Source organism: Mucilaginibacter lappiensis (assembly GCF_900155965.1).
GTDB classification, from domain to species: Bacteria; Bacteroidota; Bacteroidia; order Sphingobacteriales; family Sphingobacteriaceae; genus Mucilaginibacter; species Mucilaginibacter lappiensis.
This window is the reverse complement of record NZ_FTMG01000023.1, coordinates 51,196-72,180: the sequence shown is the minus strand read 5'-3', so window position 1 is coordinate 72,180 and position 20,985 is coordinate 51,196. Positions and strand designations below refer to the sequence as shown.

General features: G+C 44.6%; 18 protein-coding genes and 1 pseudogene. 7 read left to right on the top strand and 12 right to left on the bottom strand.

The window, feature by feature from the left end; translation table 11 throughout:
- Positions 1 to 459 (top strand): annotated as a pseudogene (locus BW976_RS27375) (glucosamine-6-phosphate deaminase); the annotation flags it as partial.
- A gap of 240 nt (positions 460 to 699) precedes the next feature.
- Here the strand turns inward: BW976_RS27375 and ftcD are convergent.
- From ftcD to BW976_RS27350, 5 genes are all read right to left on the bottom strand, one after another.
- A complete protein-coding gene (gene ftcD, locus BW976_RS27370; RefSeq protein ID WP_076378621.1) occupies positions 700 to 2,358 on the bottom strand; it encodes a glutamate formimidoyltransferase in 1,659 nt (552 codons plus the stop codon).
- Between the two features lie 104 nt (positions 2,359 to 2,462).
- Entirely contained in the window at positions 2,463 to 3,680 is a 1,218-nt protein-coding gene (gene hutI / locus BW976_RS27365) for an imidazolonepropionase (RefSeq protein ID WP_076378619.1), read from the bottom strand.
- A 123-nt stretch (positions 3,681 to 3,803) separates the two neighbouring features.
- Positions 3,804 to 5,477, bottom strand: coding sequence for a urocanate hydratase (gene hutU, locus BW976_RS27360; protein WP_076378617.1), 1,674 nt, complete (start codon positions 5,475 to 5,477; stop codon positions 3,804 to 3,806).
- Complete coding sequence (hutH, locus tag BW976_RS27355; RefSeq protein ID WP_076378615.1) at positions 5,455 to 7,014, bottom strand: histidine ammonia-lyase; 1,560 nt, start codon at positions 7,012 to 7,014, stop codon at positions 5,455 to 5,457. Before hutH ends, hutU begins: the two co-directional genes overlap by 23 nt.
- Positions 7,007 to 7,516: a MarR family winged helix-turn-helix transcriptional regulator gene (locus BW976_RS27350; RefSeq protein WP_076378613.1), complete on the bottom strand. Its 510-nt coding sequence runs from the start codon at positions 7,514 to 7,516 to the stop codon at positions 7,007 to 7,009. The genes hutH and BW976_RS27350 overlap by 8 nt, the downstream gene beginning before the upstream one ends.
- A 225-nt stretch (positions 7,517 to 7,741) precedes the next feature.
- Between BW976_RS27350 and BW976_RS27345 the strand changes: the two genes are divergently transcribed.
- Positions 7,742 to 9,613 (top strand): patatin-like phospholipase family protein, encoded by a 1,872-nt coding sequence (locus tag BW976_RS27345; RefSeq protein WP_076378612.1) that lies wholly within the window; start codon positions 7,742 to 7,744, stop codon positions 9,611 to 9,613.
- A 2-nt stretch (positions 9,614 to 9,615) separates the two neighbouring features.
- Here BW976_RS27345 and BW976_RS27340 read toward each other — a convergent pair whose 3' ends face one another.
- Positions 9,616 to 10,128, bottom strand: a complete 513-nt coding sequence (locus BW976_RS27340; protein ID WP_076378610.1) for a YdeI/OmpD-associated family protein — start codon at positions 10,126 to 10,128, stop codon at positions 9,616 to 9,618.
- A gap of 173 nt (positions 10,129 to 10,301) precedes the next feature.
- Between BW976_RS27340 and BW976_RS27335 the strand changes: the two genes are divergently transcribed.
- The 3 genes from BW976_RS27335 (at position 10,302) to BW976_RS27325 (ending at position 11,848) form a co-directional block, all read left to right on the top strand.
- Positions 10,302 to 10,730, top strand: a complete 429-nt coding sequence (locus tag BW976_RS27335) for a nuclear transport factor 2 family protein (protein ID WP_076378608.1) — start codon at positions 10,302 to 10,304, stop codon at positions 10,728 to 10,730.
- A gap of 128 nt (positions 10,731 to 10,858) precedes the next feature.
- Positions 10,859 to 11,287 carry a nuclear transport factor 2 family protein gene (locus BW976_RS27330; RefSeq protein WP_076378606.1) on the top strand — a complete coding sequence of 143 codons (429 nt, stop codon included), beginning with the start codon at positions 10,859 to 10,861 and terminating at the stop codon, positions 11,285 to 11,287.
- A 132-nt stretch (positions 11,288 to 11,419) separates the two neighbouring features.
- Positions 11,420 to 11,848: a nuclear transport factor 2 family protein gene (locus BW976_RS27325; protein ID WP_076378604.1), complete on the top strand. Its 429-nt coding sequence runs from the start codon at positions 11,420 to 11,422 to the stop codon at positions 11,846 to 11,848.
- 56 nt (positions 11,849 to 11,904) lie between these two features.
- On the opposite strand, the gene BW976_RS27320 is transcribed toward BW976_RS27325, so the two are convergent.
- From BW976_RS27320 to BW976_RS27305, 4 genes are all read right to left on the bottom strand, one after another.
- Complete coding sequence (locus tag BW976_RS27320) at positions 11,905 to 12,564, bottom strand: GDSL-type esterase/lipase family protein (RefSeq protein ID WP_076378602.1); 660 nt, start codon at positions 12,562 to 12,564, stop codon at positions 11,905 to 11,907.
- Complete coding sequence (locus BW976_RS27315; protein ID WP_076378600.1) at positions 12,561 to 13,055, bottom strand: cytidine deaminase; 495 nt, start codon at positions 13,053 to 13,055, stop codon at positions 12,561 to 12,563. The genes BW976_RS27320 and BW976_RS27315 overlap by 4 nt, the downstream gene beginning before the upstream one ends.
- A 650-nt stretch (positions 13,056 to 13,705) precedes the next feature.
- Positions 13,706 to 15,601, bottom strand: coding sequence for a DNA topoisomerase IV subunit B (locus tag BW976_RS27310; RefSeq protein WP_076378598.1), 1,896 nt, complete (start codon positions 15,599 to 15,601; stop codon positions 13,706 to 13,708).
- 451 nt (positions 15,602 to 16,052) lie between these two features.
- A complete protein-coding gene (locus BW976_RS27305; RefSeq protein ID WP_175614192.1) occupies positions 16,053 to 16,742 on the bottom strand; it encodes a hypothetical protein in 690 nt (229 codons plus the stop codon).
- Positions 16,743 to 17,042: 300 nt separating this feature from the next.
- Between BW976_RS27305 and BW976_RS27300 the strand changes: the two genes are divergently transcribed.
- The gene (locus BW976_RS27300) at positions 17,043 to 17,336 is read left to right on the top strand and encodes a GNAT family N-acetyltransferase (protein ID WP_076378594.1); all 294 of its coding nucleotides are present in this window, start codon (positions 17,043 to 17,045) and stop codon (positions 17,334 to 17,336) included.
- A gap of 127 nt (positions 17,337 to 17,463) precedes the next feature.
- On the opposite strand, the gene BW976_RS27295 is transcribed toward BW976_RS27300, so the two are convergent.
- Positions 17,464 to 18,231, bottom strand: a complete 768-nt coding sequence (locus BW976_RS27295; RefSeq protein WP_076378592.1) for an SDR family NAD(P)-dependent oxidoreductase — start codon at positions 18,229 to 18,231, stop codon at positions 17,464 to 17,466.
- Positions 18,232 to 18,394: 163 nt separating this feature from the next.
- Positions 18,395 to 20,110: an IlvD/Edd family dehydratase gene (locus BW976_RS27290; protein ID WP_076378590.1), complete on the bottom strand. Its 1,716-nt coding sequence runs from the start codon at positions 20,108 to 20,110 to the stop codon at positions 18,395 to 18,397.
- 236 nt (positions 20,111 to 20,346) lie between these two features.
- Between BW976_RS27290 and BW976_RS27285 the strand changes: the two genes are divergently transcribed.
- Positions 20,347 to 20,952 (top strand): DUF1684 domain-containing protein, encoded by a 606-nt coding sequence (locus BW976_RS27285; protein ID WP_076378588.1) that lies wholly within the window; start codon positions 20,347 to 20,349, stop codon positions 20,950 to 20,952.
- Positions 20,953 to 20,985: the final 33 nt, after the last annotated feature.

The following is a 20,985-nucleotide window of genomic DNA, read 5'->3' as shown; positions in this document are numbered from 1 at the left end:
ACCAAGAAAAATGCCGTGGGCGAGGAAGATATCCTGCTGACCATTGAACTGTTACAAAAAGTAAAACCACAGCAGATCTTTGCTGCCGGTGATTTTGCTGATCCGAATGGTACGCATTTGGTTTGTTTTAACATTATCCTGGCTGCTTTGGATCGTCTGAAGGCGACTGAAGCCTGGGTTAAGGATTGCTGGTTATGGATGTACCGCGGCGCCTGGCATGAGTTTGAAACTTATGAAATTGAAATGGCCGTGCCTTTGTCACCCCAGGAGGTGATCCGCAAGCGGAATGCTATCTTTAAACATCAGTCCCAAAAAGACCGCCCCGTTTTCCCAGGTGATGATGCCCGTGAGTTCTGGGTTCGTGCTGAGGATCGGACACGTGATACCGCGCAGCGTTATGACCGCCTAGGATTGGCTGAATATGAAGCCATGGAAGCGTTTGTGAGATACCGGTTTTAATGTTGTACGTTTAACGTGATACGTTGTACGTAAAAGGAGCGATGGGTAAAACCTATCGCTCCTTTTGTTTAAACAGGTTTGCCACCCTCAAAAATAACGTCATTGCGAGGTACGAAGCAATCTCTAAGCTGTACAGAGCAAACTTACATAGTTGACCTACCTGTGTAGAGATTGCTTCGTACCTCGCAATGACGCGTTTTTCCATCCATGGTCTATGGACCATCGACTATGGACTTGCTACTACAACCCTATCTTCCCGTTCACCAGTTCAATAACCTCTGCTTCCTGAGCAATTGCTTTATGTTCAATATCATTGCCTTTCGCAATAATATCCGTCACAAAATCTTTATCCTTATAGCCAGAAGCGTTAATCTTTACATTCATAAAAGCGCCTAATACCGCGGTACGAGCGCAAAGCGCGGCTACGCCGGCATCAGTTACCGAATTGGGATTACCGATCTCCACCATCGCCTTGATGACTTCCATACTATTCAGCGCAAGCTGCATCACTTTAAACGGAACTTCTATCGCATATTTAGTAGCATCCTGTATGGCTTTATCCCTGCTGACTTTTTCTTCCGGTGTTGATTTGGGTAAGCCAAACGATTCCATAATCCGGTTAAACGCAGTAGTATCCAGATCAACCAGGCGGATCAGTTCATCTTTATAAACCTGGGCTTTTTCGGCCCAGTTACTAAACTCTTCCCAACGATCGTCCCAACCTTTTTTATGCGAGCTCAGGTTAGCCACCATACCTGCCAACGATGCCCCTAACGAGCCTACGTAGGCCGAGATAGAACCACCACCCGGCGCCGGGCTTTCGCTGGCTGTCTCATCGGCAAACTCAACCAAACTCATGCTCACCAGTTTGCTGGCGGCTTTATCTTTCAACAGATATTCAATAATGCGCTCCTCCGGGATAAAAGGCCCAAGCTCATCCAGTCCCATTGATTTAATCGCGATCCGGATCAGTTCTTTTTCACTCACCCCAACAGAACGCTGCTGTTTCTGCAGAAAATATTTGCCCGCATCCAGCATAGCTTTCAGGGGGATCAATCCCACCAATTCGCTACCTGTAACGCGGATACCGCGTGCATTGGCCTTATCACAAACTTCGTCGAACGCCTTGTGTACCGGCGTTATTTCGATATTGGTTAAATTCATGGAGATCTGGGCGATACCGTACTCCTCAATATACCAACCGATACCTTTTACCGATTTTAATGAACCGGGGATATTTTTCGGTTTGCCGTTTTCATCATTTACAGTACGACCGGCTTCACGCACATCAAAAGCGATGGCATTTGCTCTGCGGGTAGATGTGGTATTCAAGTTCACGTTATAAGCCACCAGGAAATCGCGCGCACCAATTACGGTAGCGCCACGTCTTACATCATTCTCTGCCGGACCAAAATCAGGAGCCCATTCGGGCTGTTTGATCTTCTTAAAAAAGCCTTCATACTCTCCGGCCCTAATCACCGACAAATTGCTGCGGTTTTTATTGGGTTGAGCCTGCTCGTATAAATAAACCGGGATCTGTAATTCTTCACCCACTCGTTTGGCCAACTGGCGTGCATACTCCGCGGTTTCTTCCATGCTGATATTACTGATAGGTATCAGCGGACAAACATCGGTTGCCCCCATCCTCGGATGTTCGCCTTTTTGCTTGCTCATATCAATCAGCTCACCAGCTTTTTTTATAGCAAGGAAGGCTGCTTGTATCACCTTTTCGGGTTCGCCCACAAAGGTTACCACGGTGCGATTGGTAGCTTTACCCGGATCAACATTCAATAAGCGCACACCTTCTACAGACTCTACCTCATTGGTGATCTGTTTAATAATATCAAGGTTTACACCTTCGCTAAAATTCGGAACGCATTCAATTAGTTTTTGGCTCATTGGTTTATTAGTTTATTTGTTCATTGGTTGATATTGTTCACTGGCTTAACGAGTTCACTGGTGACCGATCGAAAATAAAATCAGCGAAATCATAAAAATCATTATCAATCAGCGGCCGTCCATACCTTATCCGGTTTCAATTTCCCCTGGTGATATAATATCTCCCGGTAATCATTACACGGATAAGCCTGCATATCGGCCAGTTTATTTTTGGTTAAAATCCCACGGTCGTTCAATTTTAATGCCGATGCAGCCCTGAAAGTTAAACCCGCAAATACTTCAGCAGCACATAGCTTTTCGGCGGCACCCATCACAGCAGCCTGAATCAGCAGATCGCCCATCGGGGCCGAACCTGGGTTCCAGTCACTGGCAATAGCTAAGCATGCCCCGACATCCAGTAGTTTACGGGCGGGTGCATAGGCCATTCCTAACCCTAAAGATGCACCGGGTAAAGTTACTGCAACGGTATCAGATTTGGCCAGCATATTGATCTCCCGTTCGGTACTGGCCTCCAAATGATCGGCCGAAACGGCTCTTGCTTTAATAGCCACTTCACTGCCGCCTGTTGTAAACTGATCGGCATGAACTGTTACTTCAAAACCTAATTGTTTGGCTTTGGCAAGGTAATTCAAAGCATCGCTGGCGTTAAAAGCGCTTTCTTCAATAAATATATCAACCCGGTTGGCCAGGCGTTGTTGTTTAATGGCCGGCAGCAGGTTTTGCAAAATATGATTGAGGTATTCAGAATGTGTTCCATCAAAATCTTTGGGTAACATATGCGCTGCAAGGCAGGTTGACACCAGGCTGGCCTGTGTTTTATCCGCAGCCGTTTTAATTGTTCTTAACTGTTTTAACTCCGCATCGATACTTAAACCATAACCACTTTTTACTTCGATGGTGGTAACACCTTCTGCCAAATAGCGCTGTACCCGATTGAGTAGCAAATTAGTTAAAGTGGCTTCATCAGCCATACGGGTTTGAGTAACCGAATCCCAGATGCCCCCGCCTGCTTTAGCTATTTCCAGGTAGGTTTTACCTGCCGTACGCAAAGCATAATCTTTCGCCCTGCTACCCGCAAAACAGATGTGCGTATGGCAGTCAACAAAACCCGGCAGCAACACGTGGTCGCCTGTAATTTCTTCTACTAATGCAGAGGGGTGGGCCAATCTTAATTGCTCAAAATCATCAATAGCCACAATCAGCCCATCATCAACCAGTACCCCGCCATTTGGGATGATGTATAGCTGTTCGTCCTTCAAAGCACCTTTTAATGGCAACCCTGTCAGCGGTAATATTTGTTTAAACGGACCTATTAGTTTCATTTTTTTAAAGCTGAAAGCTTAAGGCTAAAAGCCGAAAGCTATGAATATCTATTATTAAGCTCAAGGCTTAAAGCAGAAAGCTATTCCTGGCTTTCTGCTTTAAGCTTTCCGCCTTCGGCTTATCTACCACACCTTCAATCCAAACTTATCTGCCCATTCCTGTGCTTTATCATAACCGGCATCTGCATGGCGGAAAATACCCATCGCAGGGTCATTGTGCAAAACACGTTTCAGGCAGGTAGCTGCCCGCTCGGTGCCATCTGCCAAAACAACCATGCCCGCATGCTGCGAATAACCCATGCCTACCCCACCACCATGATGGAATGAGATCCAGGTTGCCCCGCCTGATGCATTAGCCATCAGGTTAAGCAGCGGCCAGTCGGATACCGCGTCTGAGCCATCCTTCATGGATTCTGTTTCACGGTTTGGTGATGCTACCGAACCGCAATCTAAATGATCACGACCGATCACGATAGGGCCTTTTACTTTGCCGGTTCTCACCAGCTCATTAAATAACAAACCTGCTTTTTCCCTGTCGCCCATGCCCAGCCAGCAAATACGTGCCGGCAAGCCCTGGAAGGATATTTTTTCCTGCGCGTTTTTAAGCCATTTGATCAGTGGCTTATCTTCGGGGAATAGTTCCATCAATGCCCTATCCGTCGTAAAAATATCCTCCGGCTCACCCGATAAAGCTACCCATCTGAACGGCCCTTTTCCCTCACAAAACAACGGACGAATATAGGCCGGCGTAAATCCCGGAAAATTAAAAGCATTAGGCTCGCCGCCCTGTTTGGCAAATTCACGCAGGTTGTTACCGTAGTCAAAAGTAATTGCTCCTCTATTCTGTAATTCTAGCATCAGGCTTACATGGCGGGCCATGCTTTTTAGGGATAGCCTTTTATATTCCACCGCATCACTTTTTCGCAATGCAGCAGCATCTGCCAGCGATAAGCCATTGGGGATATAACCGTTCAATGGATCATGTGCAGATGTTTGGTCGGTCAGAATATCAGGAATAATATTATCTTTTAGTAAGTGCTCCAACATATCACCGGCATCACTTACAAGTCCTACAGAAAGCGTTTCCTTTTTGGCGATGGCTTCTTTTACCCAGGCAATAGCCTCCTCATAAGAATGTGTTATCCGGTCGATATATTGTGTATCTACCCTTTTTTGAATGCGCGATGCATCTACATCGGCACCCAAAAAGACACCGCCCGCCATGGTAGCGGCCAATGGCTGGGCGCCGCCCATGCCACCTATTCCGGCGCTTACGATGAGCTTGCCAGTCAAGTCGCCGTTAAAATGCTGGTTGCCGCACTCTACAAAAGTTTCATAGGTACCTTGTAAAATACCTTGGGTACCAATGTAGATCCAGCTACCGGCGGTCATCTGGCCATACATCATGAGGCCTTTGGCCCGCAGTTCATTAAAATGCTCCCAGTTGGCCCATGCGGGTACCAGGTTGCTGTTGGCTATCAGCACACGCGGCGCTTCGGGGTGACTGCGTACAATGCCTACTGGTTTACCTGATTGGATCAGCAGTGAATGATGTTCATCCAGCTCCAGCAGCAATTCAATAATTTTCCGGAGAGATTCCGGGTTACGTGCAGCCTGACCAATGCCGCCGTATACCACCAGTTCATCGGGGTTTTCGGCAACCTGACCATCTAAATTATTAAGCAGCATGCGTAATGGCGCTTCTGTTTGCCAGCTTTTGGCATGCAGCTGCATACCGCGCGGTGCTTTGTACACCGGGTGGTTGGCGTAGGTTTTAATAAATTCCGAACTCGTCATGGCTGAGATTTATGTGGTGATGAATAGCTGTTTCGTTGGCAATGGCCAGCAAAGAGCCGTTAGTTATCAGTTGATGTAAGTTATTGATATCATCCGCAAAAACACGGTCGTCTTGTATATGTGGCACGTGCTCCCTTACTTTAGCGTGAATGGCCTCAATAACCGGGGTTGATTTTAATGGTCTACGAAAATCAACCGCCTGTGCTGCATACAGCAGCTCAATAGCTTGTATGTATTCCAGGTTATCAATTACCTGGTGCAGCTTGCGCCCGCTGATAGAACCCATGGATACATGATCTTCCTGCCCCAGGGAAGTAGGCACGCTATCGGCACTGGCCGGGAAACACAGGGTTTTATTTTCGGTTACTAATGCCGCAGTGGTGTATTGGGGTATCATTAAGCCGGAGTTTAGTCCGGCATCTTGTGTAAGCAATTTGGGCAGGCCATAACGACCTTCGCTCATCAGATAGCAGCGACGATCGGAAATGTTGCCCAATTCGGCAGCGGCAACGGTGGCATAATCCAATGGTAACGCCAATGGCTGACCATGAAAATTACCGCCGCTTATAGTATCATCGGCATTAAAAATTACCGGGTTATCCGTTACGGAATTAAGCTCGATCTCTGTTAACTCCTTCAGATGCAGCCAGGCATTACGTGATGCGCCATGTACCTGCGGCATACACCTTAAGGAATAGGGATCCTGTACCCTATCACAATTCACATGCGATGAGTTGATCTCCGATCCCGTTAATAAGGTAAATAACCTGTTGGCTACCATTTTAGTACCTTTAAAAGGGCGGATAGCATGCAAACGCGCATCAAACGGCCTTGCCGAACCCATCAAACCTTCTAAGGAGAGGGCGCCGATCAGGTCGGCACGATTCAGGGCGTCATCCAGGCGCTGCACGGCTTTCACCGCAAAGGCCAGTATAAATTGAGTCCCGTTGATCAATGCAAGACCTTCTTTCGGGCCCAGCACCAATGGCTGCAGGTTATGTTTTTTCAATAAGTCGCCGGCAGGTACGCGCTGATCGTTCTCATACACCTCCCCTAAACCTATCAAAGGTAAAAACAGGTGTGACAGTGGGGCCAGATCGCCGGAAGCGCCAACTGAACCTTTTTCAGGGACAATCGGGATAATATCATGGTCAATATGCCAGATGATGCGCTGTAATGTTTCGGGAGCTACACCGGAGTATCCCTGTGCCAATGCCTGCACTTTGGTGATTAGCATGAGTTTAGCAATTTCCTTGGGGATGGGCTTACCTACCCCCACGCTATGGCTTTTTAGGATATTGCTTTGCAGCAAGCTGGTATCTGCTTCGGATATGCGGGTATCGCACAGCGGACCAAAGCCGGTATTGATACCGTAAACCGGATGCTGGGCATGTACAATTTTTTCTACCTCGCGCCATGAAGCACGAATGGCCCTATCGGCATCGGCATTAATAATACCTTTGGTTTTGCCTGCTGCTATATCCAGGCAAATACCTATAGTTAAATGATCGGTACCATAATTAAATATACTATTCATGGTGAGTGGGTTTTAAATCGGTAATTAATTTCTGACTGATCACTTCGGCCAGGTTAGCCTGGCGAAAGGCGGTTTCCAATCCGGTGATGGCCGGTAGTAGTTGTTTGGCCAGCTCATCGCTTTCCACCAGTTCGGTCATCGCGGTGCTGATAGCATCCCACATGGGCAAGATAGTTGCTAACAGTTCACGACCGCTTTCGGTTAAAGTTACCAGTTGCCTGCGGCCATCATCAGTACAAGTGGCCGAGGTAACCAGTTTACGGTTTTTCAAATTGGTGATGAGCTGACTGGCAGCCGGATGCGAAACCTCGATCTGCTCGCTCAATTCTTTAATGGAAAGCGCCTCATTTTTAGATAACAGATAAAAAACAGGAAACCAGCTGGCATCAAAATCAATGCCCTCATTTTGGTAGGCCCGATTAATTTCGGCCAGAAAAGCTTCGCTCAGGCGACGTAAACGACTGCCTAAAACCAGGTAACCCAGGTTTTGATATAAATTCATTGTGCAATTTATATAAGTGCTTATATAATTGCAAATTTTATTTTTATAACCTCACCCAATCCTCTCCAAAGGAGAGGGAGCTAAAAACTCAAATAAGTAAAGCCCTCTCCCCTGGAGAGGACTGGGTGAGGTCAATAGGTGATAACACCTCCTAAATAGGGTGTTTTTACGCATACCGAAATGTATTTTATTCCCTAATTTTATCGCTACTAAATCCATTACCTTATGGCAAATACAATACCCGATACATTAGCCGAAAACAAGCTTGAAGTTAATTATATTAAACCTTTTGAAAATATTGCACTGGCATTTTCAGGTGGTGGCTTTCGCGCGGCTTCATTTGCATTGGGGGTATTGTCTTACCTTAATAAAGTAACCTTTGACGATAACACCGACGGACTTCATGGCCAAACACTTTTGCAACAGGTACGTTATCTGTCATCAGCATCTGGCGGTACCATCACCACTACTCTGTATGCACTGTACAATGCACAGGGTAAAACCTTTGCGCAATTTTACACCAAACTATCTGCTGGCCTTAACGGCGATGATCTGCTGCGGCAATCATTAGAAATACTGGCCGATAAAAAGCACTGGAAAAAAAGACCTCAAAAAACCCGTAACATCATCAATTCCTTTGCGCTTGCCTATGACCAATATCTGTTTGACGGATCAACGCTGGAATCTCTTCTGCACGGCGCATCACCTACAGCCCATCTACAGGAGGTTTGTTTCAACGCTACCGAATTTTACACCGGGCAATCATTCCGCCAAAATATCAAACTGGTTCCGGACGCAGAAACTGATGAACGCTTTAAATATGGCAATGAGGTTATTTATGTAGACAGCGCCGTTGCCGGTAAAATAAAACTGGGCGATGTGCTGGCCGCGTCATCCTGTTTCCCGGCCGGGTTTGAGCCCATCATTTATCCCAACGATTATACACATCAGCATTTAAACATCCACGACCTGAAAAACGCGCTATCGCTGGTGCCCCAAACCGGCGATAAGGAAGAAGCAGAATTTATACAACATAAACAGTTTGGCCTGATGGATGGTGGTATTACTGATAACCAGGGCCTGCAAAGTATGATGGAAGCCGACGGCCGTCGGCTCGACAAAAAAACCAGCTTCCCCTATTTTGAATTGATGTTGGTGAACGATGTGGGCAGCCATTATATACACCCTTATGTATTGCCCAAAATAAGCAAAGGTTATGAATTAAATCTCTGGGGCGTATTTTATATTACCCTTGCCATTTTATTGGCCGCTTTAACCGGGGTTTGGTATGGAATAAGTCACCATAGCACATCCTGGGTAATCGCCAGCGCTTTATTTATACCCGTTCCCTTTATATGGGTATCTGGTGTATTATATGTAAGGCAACAATTATTTAGCGTGTCAAAAGCATCGGCGGGGATGGACTTAAAACGCAACTTTACCGAACAGATCATCCATATACTGGTGAGCTTTTTTTCTAAAACATCCCTCAGTCTTCTCATACATATGCTCAACACCCGGGCGCAATCTGTATTGATGCTCAATACTAGTATTTTTCTAAAACGTATCAGGCAGTTACTGTATGATAAATTTTATGGTAGTACCCAATGGAACAACCGTGGTAAAGGCAACCACCTTTACGATCTTTCGTTCTCTAACGATATTAACCGCAGCCAGGGTAACAGCCAGTATATGACCACTCCCTCATCCCTCAATCCCAGTACCGATATGCAAATAGTAGCGCAAACCGCTTATAATATGGGCACTACGTTATGGTTTGATAAAAAATCGGCCGAACAGCAGCATACGGAAGCCTGCCTGGTAGCTTGTGGACAGTTTACCACCTGCTATAACCTGATCGAGTATATTGACCGGCTGCTGGACAAAAACACGGGTACACCCTATGATGATAAATACGAAAACCGGCTGCTCAAACTCAAAGCTCAAATGACTACAGATTACGAGCATTTTAAAACCGATCCGTTTTTCCTGTACAATACTTCGGGAACCGGTTATCAGATACCCAACTTTAAACCCATCAAAATGATCGATATCCCCTTTCCGAAGAATTGGAAGGGGAAGAAAGTAAATAATTAATGCTATTCCCTTGCCTTTTTCAAAGCTCTCAACATTTCGGGATAACCCTGGTGGCGTAGCATGGCCTCTATGGTATTGGCTATGCGGTTAGCGCGGGTAGTTTCGGTTTTGGCACTGTTTATCCATTTAATAAAATAGTCGCGATGGCCTTTTGTAAGGGTAAAAAAGAACTCACTGGCCTCGGGTTCAAAATCAAAGCACTCCTGCAGATCAGCCGGAACCTCAACCTTATAATCATCGTCAGGTTCCAACTGTACCCGCAACATGCCTCCGCTGTGCTTACGCAGGCCTTTACATATTTCCCGTTTCAGGGCTATAATAAAATTGCCTTCGCCCATGGGCATCAGGGCCATACCAGCAATAGGCATTTCATCTAACTTACCTTTTACCCTGAAAGATTTTTTATTACCAGGCTTCATTTGCAGAGCCAGATCTGCCGGAATTTCAATATACGTCCAGCCGGTTTTTTCGCCTTGTTCAGCAAATTGCAAAATAATGGTAGTAAAATCAATCATAACTGGGTTTAAGGCAGTTTCTATTGCCAAGAATCAAAAAAAACAAGTAATATATTAAATTTATGTTAAATCAACAAAATTTTTAACATATTCTGTAACGTAAGGCATATTGCCGGTGTCTTATGGATATAGAAATTAATTAATAATAATAAACAACCTTAAATAGCAATACAATGAAAACTTTAAAATCAATATTATTAGGCTTAGCCTTATTAGTTATAGGCACTGCTGCCAAAGCAACCACCTACACAGAAGGTGAAAATTTAACTAAAAATTATGCTATCAGCACCTACATTGATGCCATGACCCATGGTAAATTAAAAGGCCTGAGCGAAGTGATTGATCAGGATGCTAAATTCAGCATGTTACGCGGTAAAACCGTTTTGAACTTTAGCAAAGATGAAATGATACAATCATTAAATGCTTCTAAAGGTACCGAACAAACTTGCACTACTACTACATCAGTGGTTGAAAGCAACGAAGGCATTGCAGTTATCAAAGTTGATATGCAATATGATGGTTTTACCCGCAGCAATTTTGTAACTGTATCAAATACCGGCAAAGGCTGGAAAATTACTAACGTATACAGCGTTTTTAAATAAGTTTAGTTTTAGTTTAGTGTTAATATATGTAAGTAGAGAGCCCCGCCCAGCGGGGCTTTTTATTTTATTAATATCCACATAATACACTGTGAATAAATACGTTAAATACACAAATAAAGAATTATTAAATGAAAATTTTAAAATCAATCATATTGGGGCTTGCTTTACTAATAGTATACCAGACGGCTAAAGCAGCCCCTTATACCAAGGATGAAAACCTAACCAGGGTTTTCGCGATTAATACCTATGTTGATGCCATGACCCATGGTAAATTACGAGGGCTGGATGATGTAGTAGATCAAAATGCTAAATTCAGTCAGTTAAGAGGCGCGGAAGTATTAAGCTTCACAAAAGATGAAATGCTTCAATCATTAAGGCTCAATAAAAATATAGAACAGGAATGTATTACCAGTACCTCTATTATTCAAAGTAACGCTGAAATAGCTATTGTAAAAATCAGTATGCAGTATGAATGGTTTACCCGCAGCAATTTTGTAACCATATCTAATACCGGCAAAGGCTGGAAAATCACCAACGTATACAGCGTTTTTAAATAAGTTTAGTATTAATATGCAAGTAGAGAGCCCCGCCCAGCGGGGCTTTTTTATTTAATTGATTTTTTCTGTAACGTATTGAAAATAAGTGTTGTCTTATAGATATAATTTAGATAATCATCAAACAACAACAATATGAAAACCTTAAAATCAATAGTACTAGGCCTTGCATTGCTGGTAGCATGCAGTGCCGCAAAAGCCATCCCGTTTGCAGATGGCGAAAACCTAACTAAAACCTTTGCTATCAACACCTATGTTGATGCCATGACCCGTGGTAAATTACAGGGACTGGACGATGTGGTAGACCAAAATGCCAAATTTAGCCTGCTAAGCGGTAAAAAGATTGTAACCTTTACGCGCGACGAAATATTTCAATCTTTAAAGCTCAATAAAAATGTGGAACAGGATTGTACCACCAGCACCACCGTTATTCAAAGCAACTCCGATATGACTGTGGTAAAAGTTGATATGCAGTATGAAAAGTTTGTACGCAGCAATTATGTAACGATTGCCAATACCGGCAAAGGCTGGAAGATCACCAACGTATACAGCGTTTTTAAATAGACTTGGTTTAGTGTAATAGTTCAAGTAGAAGAGAGCCCCGCCAGCCGGGGCTTTTTTTATTTTACCATAGGCTGCAAAACCGATTGCCATTGATCATATCCCTTATTATTTAAATGCAGGTAATCGCTTTTGAATAAGCTGGAATCGGGCGTTGTGGTGCCCGGTTTATAAATTACATTCACCAGATCGACAAAATGGCTGTTGGGCTTATTGCTCAGATATGTTTTTATCAGTTCATTGGCCTGTGCCACTGTTGTATAATATTTGGCCCGCACCGGACTTGGTTTTATCGACAGGTAATAGATCTCGGTTTTGGGTAACTTTTGGTGCAGCAAAGGCCATAACTTAGCAAACTCCTTTGCCACAAAAGGTGCCGACTTACCATCGGCAATATCATTTTCGCCGGCATAAATAAATATTTTCCGGGGCTGGTATGGAAAAAGAATATATGGGGTATAATAATCAACCAATTGCTCCAGTGTTGAGCCGCCTACGCCCCGTTTAATAATGGGTTTACCGGTAAAACGCTGTTCCAGATCGGTCCATAAACGGATGGAGGAACTGCCGATAAACAGTATCCCGCCAGGCTTCGGGAAACTTAAACTATCCTGGTGTTTAAAAACGCGGATCTCGTTATCAAACGGAAACCCTTGTTGTGCAGATGCTTTGCCTATAAGGGTGCAGCCAATTAAGAACAAAAACAATTTCAGTTTCATGATGAAGTGATTAGTCGTTCTTCAAAAAATAAAAATGGCAATTGGTTCTCGATACCTTTTATTACCCATATGGGGCCACCCTCTACAAACAATAAAATTTTGATGGGCTTGTTCTGTTTCTTTTCAACTTCGGCCAGCACTTGCAGGCATGATCCACAGGAGGTTACCGGCTTAGTGAGCATAAATTCATCTGTTTGGGCCGTAACCGCCATAGCCACAACCGGATCATCCGGGTGGTTGGCTCCCCAGTAAAACAAGGCCACACGTTCGGCACACAGGCCGGATGGATAGGCTACATTTTCCTGGTTGCTGCCATAAATAATTTTACCACTTTGTAAACGCAGGGCTGCCCCCACCCGGAATTTTGAATATGGTGAATGTGAGTTTTTTAGTGCTTCCGTTGCCTCCAGGCACAAATCATGATCGGCGGTGGGCAATTCTTTTAATGAATCATATTCATCAAAAGCTATTTTTATTTCATGGTTGGTCATAAATATTCATCCCCACAAAAAGCGGGGGAAACAAGATAAGGATTTTTTGACAGGATTAAAAGATTTAATAGGATTTATCAGATTTCTTTGACTTATAACACCCGCAAAAACTTTTTAAACCTTGAATTTTAACAAATTTCTGCTCAAAAACAGTGTAAAAACGGTTTAAAATCACTCGAAAAAACCCCATTTTAACACTTTTTAACAAATTCCAAGATGGTTTTAGTGCGTTTTTAAAACTTTAAAAAGTATTAATTTATTGATTATCAAATAACTATACAACAAACGATCGTTTTTTGGCCTTATTTGGGTCTTAACAAAACAGCCCGGTTTCCTTAAAAAAGAAAGCCGGGCTGGTGTTTGTATAAAGATACGAAAAATTCTCCTGGGATAAAAGGGAGACTTAGCCAACCGAAGAAACTCCTTCCTCCCCTTCCCGAGGGAAGGAATCGCACGGGCGTTTGCTTTTTTTTTGATCTTCGTTATTTTTCAGTTCCCTCCCTCGGTAGGGGTGTGAAGGCAGGGAGGCGTTTCGGCGACTGGCATCTTCATTAGCTTGCTTCCTCCGCAACCGCAAGACATAAAAAAAGAGACGCATGTGATGCGTCTCTACATAAAATCCTGTAATCAGATAAATTCGTTTAATCGTGTTATACCGCCACCGGCAGGGCCAGAGTTTCGGCGTCTTCGGCTATTAGCGGGTTGATGCTTTCGTCATCTTTTTCAACACGCAGGTTGTTTACGATGTGCATCTGGCGGGCTGGGGTATTTTTACCCATGAAATATTCCAGCAGGCCTTTGATGTTGGCATCTTTCAGGATCACCGGATCGAGGCGAATATCCTTACCAATGAATAAACCAAATTCCTCGGGTGATATTTCACCCAAACCTTTAAAGCGGGTTATCTCGGGTTTGTTGCCCAGCTTGGCAATGGCGTTGCGGCGTTCCTCATCGCTGTAGCAGTAAATGGTTTCTTTTTTGTTGCGCACCCTGAACAGAGGCGTTTGTAGTATGGATATGTGACCAGCCTTTACCAGATCGGGGAAAAACTGCAAAAAGAAGGTCATCAGCAGCAGGCGGATGTGCATACCATCCACATCGGCATCGGTAGCTATCACAATATTGTTATAACGCAAGCCGTCGATACCGTCCTCAATATTCAGGGCGTGCTGCAGCAGGTTAAATTCTTCGTTTTCGTAAACTACCTTTTTGGTGAGCCCGTAACAGTTTAGCGGCTTACCTTTTAAGCTGAATACGGCCTGGGTCTGTACATCGCGCGATTTGGTGATGGATCCGCTGGCCGAGTCACCTTCGGTGATGAACAGCGTGGTATCCTGGCGGCGTTCGTGCGTATCTTCAAAATGCAGTTTACAATCGCGCAGTTTACGGTTGTGTAACGATGCTTTTTTGGCGCGCTCATTGGCCAGTTTTTTGATACCGGCAATGTCCTTACGTTCCCGTTCCGATTGCAGGATGCGTTTCAGTAACGAATCGGCCGCGGCAGGATTTTTATGCAAATAATTATCAAGTTCCTTCTTCAGGAAATCATTGATAAACCCACGCACCGAGGGTCCTTCGGGACCAATATTTTGCGAGCCCAGTTTGGTTTTGGTTTGTGATTCAAACACGGGCTCCTGCACTTTGATGGCTATAGCAGCTACAATAGAAGCGCGGATATCGGCAGCATCAAATTCCTTTTTATAAAACTCACGTATGGTTTTTACTACCGCCTCACGAAAAGCGGCCTGATGCGTACCGCCCTGTGTGGTATTTTGTCCGTTCACAAAGGAGTAATATTCTTCGCCGTAGGCCTGACCATGCGTCATGGCAATCTCAATGTCTTCGCCTTTGAGGTGAATGATAGGATAGCGCAGGGTTTCTACATCGGTATTGCGGGTAAGCAGATCATATAGTCCGCGTTCTGAAAAATATTTTTGTCCGTTAAAGTTGAGCGTTAAGCCTGAGTTGAGGAACACGTAATTCCAGATCATGCTTTCTACAAACTCCGGTATAAAGCGGTAATGACGGAAAATGGTATCGTCGGGTGTAAAATTAATGGCGGTACCGTTGCGCTGGGTAGTTTCCTTTTCGGCGTCATCACGTATCAGTTCACCTTTGGCAAATTCGGCCTGTTTGGTGCGCCCGTCGCGGTATGATTGTACAATGAAAATATTTGACAGCGCATTAACCGCCTTGGTACCTACACCATTTAAACCTACCGATTTCTGGAAGGCCTTGCTATCATATTTACCGCCGGTGTTTATCTTGGACACGCAATCAATCACCTTACCCAGGGGTATACCGCGGCCATAATCGCGCACGGATACTTTATGATCGCTCATGTTTACCTCAATGGTTTTGCCCGATCCCATCACAAACTCATCTATCGAGTTGTCGATGATCTCTTTGAGCAATACGTATACACCATCATCATAAGCCGAGCCATCGCCCAGTTTACCAATGTACATACCGGGGCGTAAACGGATGTGTTCTTTCCAATCCAGCGAGCGGATACTATCTTCACTATAATTAACTGCGTCTGCCATTTATAAAGTAGCTTTTTTAAACCAGGGCAAAAAATGCACCCAATTGCAAAAATATAGTTTAAGTGCTGAACTTGGGGTTCAAAACTGTCAACTTATTAACATTTGTGGTGATTGCTCTCTAAATATCTCCTCTGCTTACTCATTTATCGCAGAAACCCCTCCCTACCTTTGCTCACTATCCACCACACCCCTCCCGTCAATGTCATTAAGTTAAGCACATGGAGCCCCACCTAAATCCTCCCCGGTAGGGAGGACTTTAAAAAATTGAAGCTAAGTCTCCCCTTCCGGGGGAGATTATTACATGAGGGCTTCGCCGTTTAGAGAGGGCTTTTGCGGAATTGCGTTTCCCCTTAACTTAATGACATTGCCCCTCCCGTGGGGAGGTTAATTGAAAAAGCAAAAAGCTGAGGCGGTGCGATTCCCTTTAAATTGTCTAGGGGCCTCCCTTCTATTACATCTTAAACTTCAGGCTGTTGCTGGCTTTATCAATATTTTTAAAAAACTCGGGGTCTTTTTCGTTGGCAAAACATACCATTAAAAGGATGCCGGTATGACTGCGCTGCAAGGTAATGAGCAGGGCATATTTATAATGCTTGGTGGAGGGCAGATCGAGCAGATTAAGCAGATATGATTTGCCGGCATCGGCATTGTAACGCTCCAATACATTTTGAGGCATGTTACGTATAAAATAATTATTATCGCCGGTAAAAGCTATAGCATGAGCCTTACCCATATCCACGTATAATGAATCGGGATTAGCCAACTGACGACCCTTATCGTTCTGTGACCGCTCATAACTGGCCCAATTTTCCTTTTGCGATTTTACCTGGAACCATACTTCAAAATCCTTACCCGGCATTTCCATCGCATAGTCAAAAGAAAAATCCTCGTTATTGGTAGCCGGTATTTCTTTAAAACCTTTGGGGAATGTAAATGTAGCGCTGGCTTGTGCCAAAAGCTTTAAAAACTCTTTAAACTGTTCGCTTCCCTGTACTACAGGTTGAACCTGCGCCGACACAGATTTCTTTTTAATCTTAGATTTAGCATGCTGATGGCTTACCTGTGCCCAGCCATTTGTAACAAAAAACAGAAGCGCAAGCTGTAGTAATATGTGCTTATTTTTTTTCACAACGGCTTTCATTTTCTGGGAAGGTCCAAATTGTTTTAAGGTATTGTTATAAATATATAAATACAAATCAAAACTAATTAAAAATTTAAAGAAATGAACAACTTGCTAAAGCCTTTTAGTTTTCCTGGATAACCCGTTGTACCAAACGCTTTTCTGACATTTTTATTGAATAAAGCATAAAATATTATTCATTAAAGTTGTTTATTATTACGGTATCAAAGCTTGTTCATAAATTACCTTAGATACAACAAGGATATTTATGTTACCAAACCATACGATGTATTTAAATTATTTAAATAATACTCAATAAACATGAAGTACGAAGATATTCCATTGGTCAATAACGAAGCCATACATCACTTTGAACTTACGGTTGATGGCATCAGCTCTTTTATTGATTATAAACTAAGAGGCGATGTAGTTTACCTGATCCATACCGAAGTACCCGAGGAAATGGAAGGCCAGGGTATTGCCGCGGCCCTGGTAGAGAAAGCTTTTGTATACATGGAGCAGCATAACCTGAAAATGGTACCCCTATGCGCCTACATACAGACCTACCTGAAACGCCACCCCGAATGGACCAAGTTGAGAGCAGTATTTGAATAAGTTGGCGAGTTGTGAGTGATGAGTTGTGAGTGGCCAGTGATTGGACTATACATCATTACCTAATAATAAAACGCTTGGTAAATAAAAACTCAAAACTCAAAACTCACTACTGACAACTCAGCACTCCCTAATAGGGTGACGCGCTCACGGCCGACCAGCCGCCATCAACCACAATATTTTGCCCGGTGATCTGGGTGGCCTGCGGCGATACCAGGAACAGTACAGCATTGGCTACATCCTGCACCGTGCCTGGCCTGCCCATAGGCGTAATACGCGACCAGGTGTCGTGATAACTGGCGTCTTCCATGGTGCGTTCGGTTAAGGTAGCGCCGGGAGCTACCGTATTTACGGTAATGTGGTAAGGTGACAGCTCTACGACCAGGCTTTTGGCCAGCATCTCGAGTCCGGCTTTGGTCATGCCATAAGCCGCCAGATCCTGATGCGCCTGGTGCCCCGTTACCGACGACATGAATAGGATGCTACCACCACTTTTTTGTTTGATGATCTGCTGGGCCGTGCGCTGCGCCAGAAAAAAGCTTCCCTGCAGGTTCAGGTTCATGACACTTTGCAATGATTGTGCCGGGTAATTCAAAAAATCACCAAACAAGGTAATGCCTGCGTTGGCGATAGCGATGGTCAATTTGCCAAACTGTTGTACCGCGGTATCAACCATTTGTTGTATAAAATCAATATCGGCAGCGTCGCCGGCCAGGTCGATACAATTACCACCAAGCCTGTTGATGGCTTCGGCAGCATTCGCAGCAAGCTGTGGACTCACATCATTAACCAATACCGCCGCGCCTTGCAGGGATATTTGTTTGGCAATTTCAAAACCAATGCCTTGTCCTGCCCCTGTTACAATGGCTACCTGCCCGGTAAAATTATTTGCTGCCATATTTTTGATTGATATATGCTCAATTATTTACGCCCATTTTATTGGCGTTTGCTTTATTTGACCTTGTCATGCTGAACGCTTGAAGCATCTATTCTAAATCTTGCAAATCTTATATTTAGATTCTTCGTTCCTCAGAATGACAAATTTGATTGGTGCTTTGCTCCTAATGTGAGTCCCGCACTACCCCGCTGCCTGAGCCGCCTTTTAAAAAGTCGAAATCGGCGCCGAGGTGGGCCTGCTCTACATGCGTTTGGTAAAGGTGCACATAGCCACGTTTGGCTATATTGGTGTGCAATACCAGTCGCTCTTTGCGGGTTGCAATTTCCTGGTCGCTCACATCCAGGTGTAAGGTACCCGCGTAAACATCCAGGCTAATGATGTCCCCATCCTGTACGATAGCCAAGGTACCACCTACGGCTGCCTCGGGCGATACATGCAATACTACCGTACCAAAACCGGTACCACTCATGCGCCCGTCTGAGATGCGAACCATATCACGTACACCTTTATCTAATAACTTCTTAGGGATGGCCATATTACCCACTTCGGGCATGCCGGGATAACCTTTGGGACCAACATTTTTGAGTACCAGCACATTGGTTTCGTCGACTTCGAGGTTAGGATCGTTGATCTTGTTCTTGTAATCTTCAATATCTTCAAATACAATGGCCCTGCCGGTATGGATCATCAATTCGGTACTTGCTGCCGATGGTTTCATGACGGCACCGTTCTCGCATAAATTACCTTTCAGCACCACAATACCGGCAACCTCGTTAAACGGGGTTTTCCAGCTGGCTATCAGCTCACGGTTAAAACATTCAGCGTGTTCATAATTAGCTTTAATAGGCTGGCCGGTTACGGTTATCGTATCGCCATGCAAAACTTCATGCAGTTCTTTCATGAGGGCTGGCAATCCGCCGGCATAATAAAAATCCTCCATAAAATATTTGCCCGATGGCTGCAGGTTGGCCAGCAGTGGGATCCGTTTGGCCGTAGTATTAAAATCATCCATGCTCAGATCAACCCCGATGCGTGCCGCAATGGCCAACAAATGGATAATAAAATTGGTTGAACCGCCGATGGCCGCATTTACGCTGATGGCATTTTCAAAGGCTGGACGGGTAAGTATATCAGATAGCTTCAGATCTTCCCGAACCATCTCCACAATACGGTTACCCGATAAATGGGCCAGTACTTTTCTGCGCGAATCGGCAGCCGGAATAGCGGCGTTTTCGGCCAGGGACAGTCCCAATGACTCCACCATACAAGCCATGGTTGATGCCGTACCCATCACGGCGCAATGCCCACGACTACGGGCCATACAGGCTTCGGCAGTATACAGTTCTTCATCGCTCATATGGCCGGCGCGGTGATCTTCAGAAAAGCGCCAGATGTCTGAGGTACCGATATCGTGCCCGCGGTATTTACCGGTCAACATGGCTCCGCCCGATACTACAATGGTAGGGATATCCACACTACAGGCGCCCATGATAAGGGCAGGCGTAGTTTTATCGCAGCCGCAAAGGAGCACCACCCCGTCAAGTGGATTGGCGCGGATAGATTCTTCCACATCCATACTCACCAGGTTCCGGTATAGCATGGCCGTGGGTTTAATGAGGGTTTCGCCTAATGACATCACCGGGAACTCCACCGGGTAACCACCCGCTTCATAAATACCATTTTTTACAGATTCGGCCAGTTCACGAAAATGAGCGTTGCAAGGCGTTAACTCCGACCAGGTATTGCAAATCCCGATAACCGGTTTACCCTGCAACTGATGCGCCGGGATACCCTGATTTTTCATCCAGGCCCGGTAAATAAAGCCGTCCTTACCCGTTTTGCCAAACCAGCCCCTGCTTCTTAGCGGTTTATTGTCCATAAGTATAATTGGTATATTGAAGGTTCAATAAAGCAAATATAAATTTCTGTAAATCGTTTTAGGTAGAGATAAAATAAAATTATTTCAGCCTCACCCCGGCCCTCTCCTTTGGAGAGGGAGGAAAAATAGAAATAGCATGCAAGGCAAAGTCCTTTCCTTTGGAGAGGATTATTACATGAAGGCTCCACCGTTTAGGTGAGGCTTTTTTACCTATATTGGCTCAAATTTCACCTATCATGACCAAATACCTCCTAATCCTGCTCCTGTTAACCGGCCTCAACTCCTTTGGCCAGGACTTTAAAACACAAATAGCCGATTACCGCAAAGGTTATATGGATGATTTTCTGAAAGATGAACGCTCGCCGCTAAAAAAGGAAGACCTGCAGTTTTTGCGTTTTTATGACGCCGACAGCACTTACCGTGTTACCGCACAGGCAACAGTTTTGGTCAACGCACAAGCTTTTATCATGCCGGTATTTAGTGGCACAGGCAGCAAATACGTGCCTTATGCGGTACTAAAATTCACACTTAAGGGCAAACCTATGGAACTTACGGTATACAAGAGTATAAAGCTATCCAACGTTCCGGAGTACAGTGATTACCTGTTCCTGCCTTTTATTGATGATACCAACGGTATCACTACCTATGGGGGCGGGCGCTACATCGACCTGCGTAAAGGCGACTTTAAAGATGGCCGAGTGGTAATCGATTTCAATAAAGCTTATAACCCTTACTGTGCTTTCGGCACCGGATATTCCTGTCCAAAACCACCGGATGGCAACCGATTGGCTATTGCTGTAGAAGCCGGGGAAAAGTTGTTTGGTAAAGAGGTGAAGCATTGAAATATCTCCTTTTAACTTCCAAAAAAGTATCCT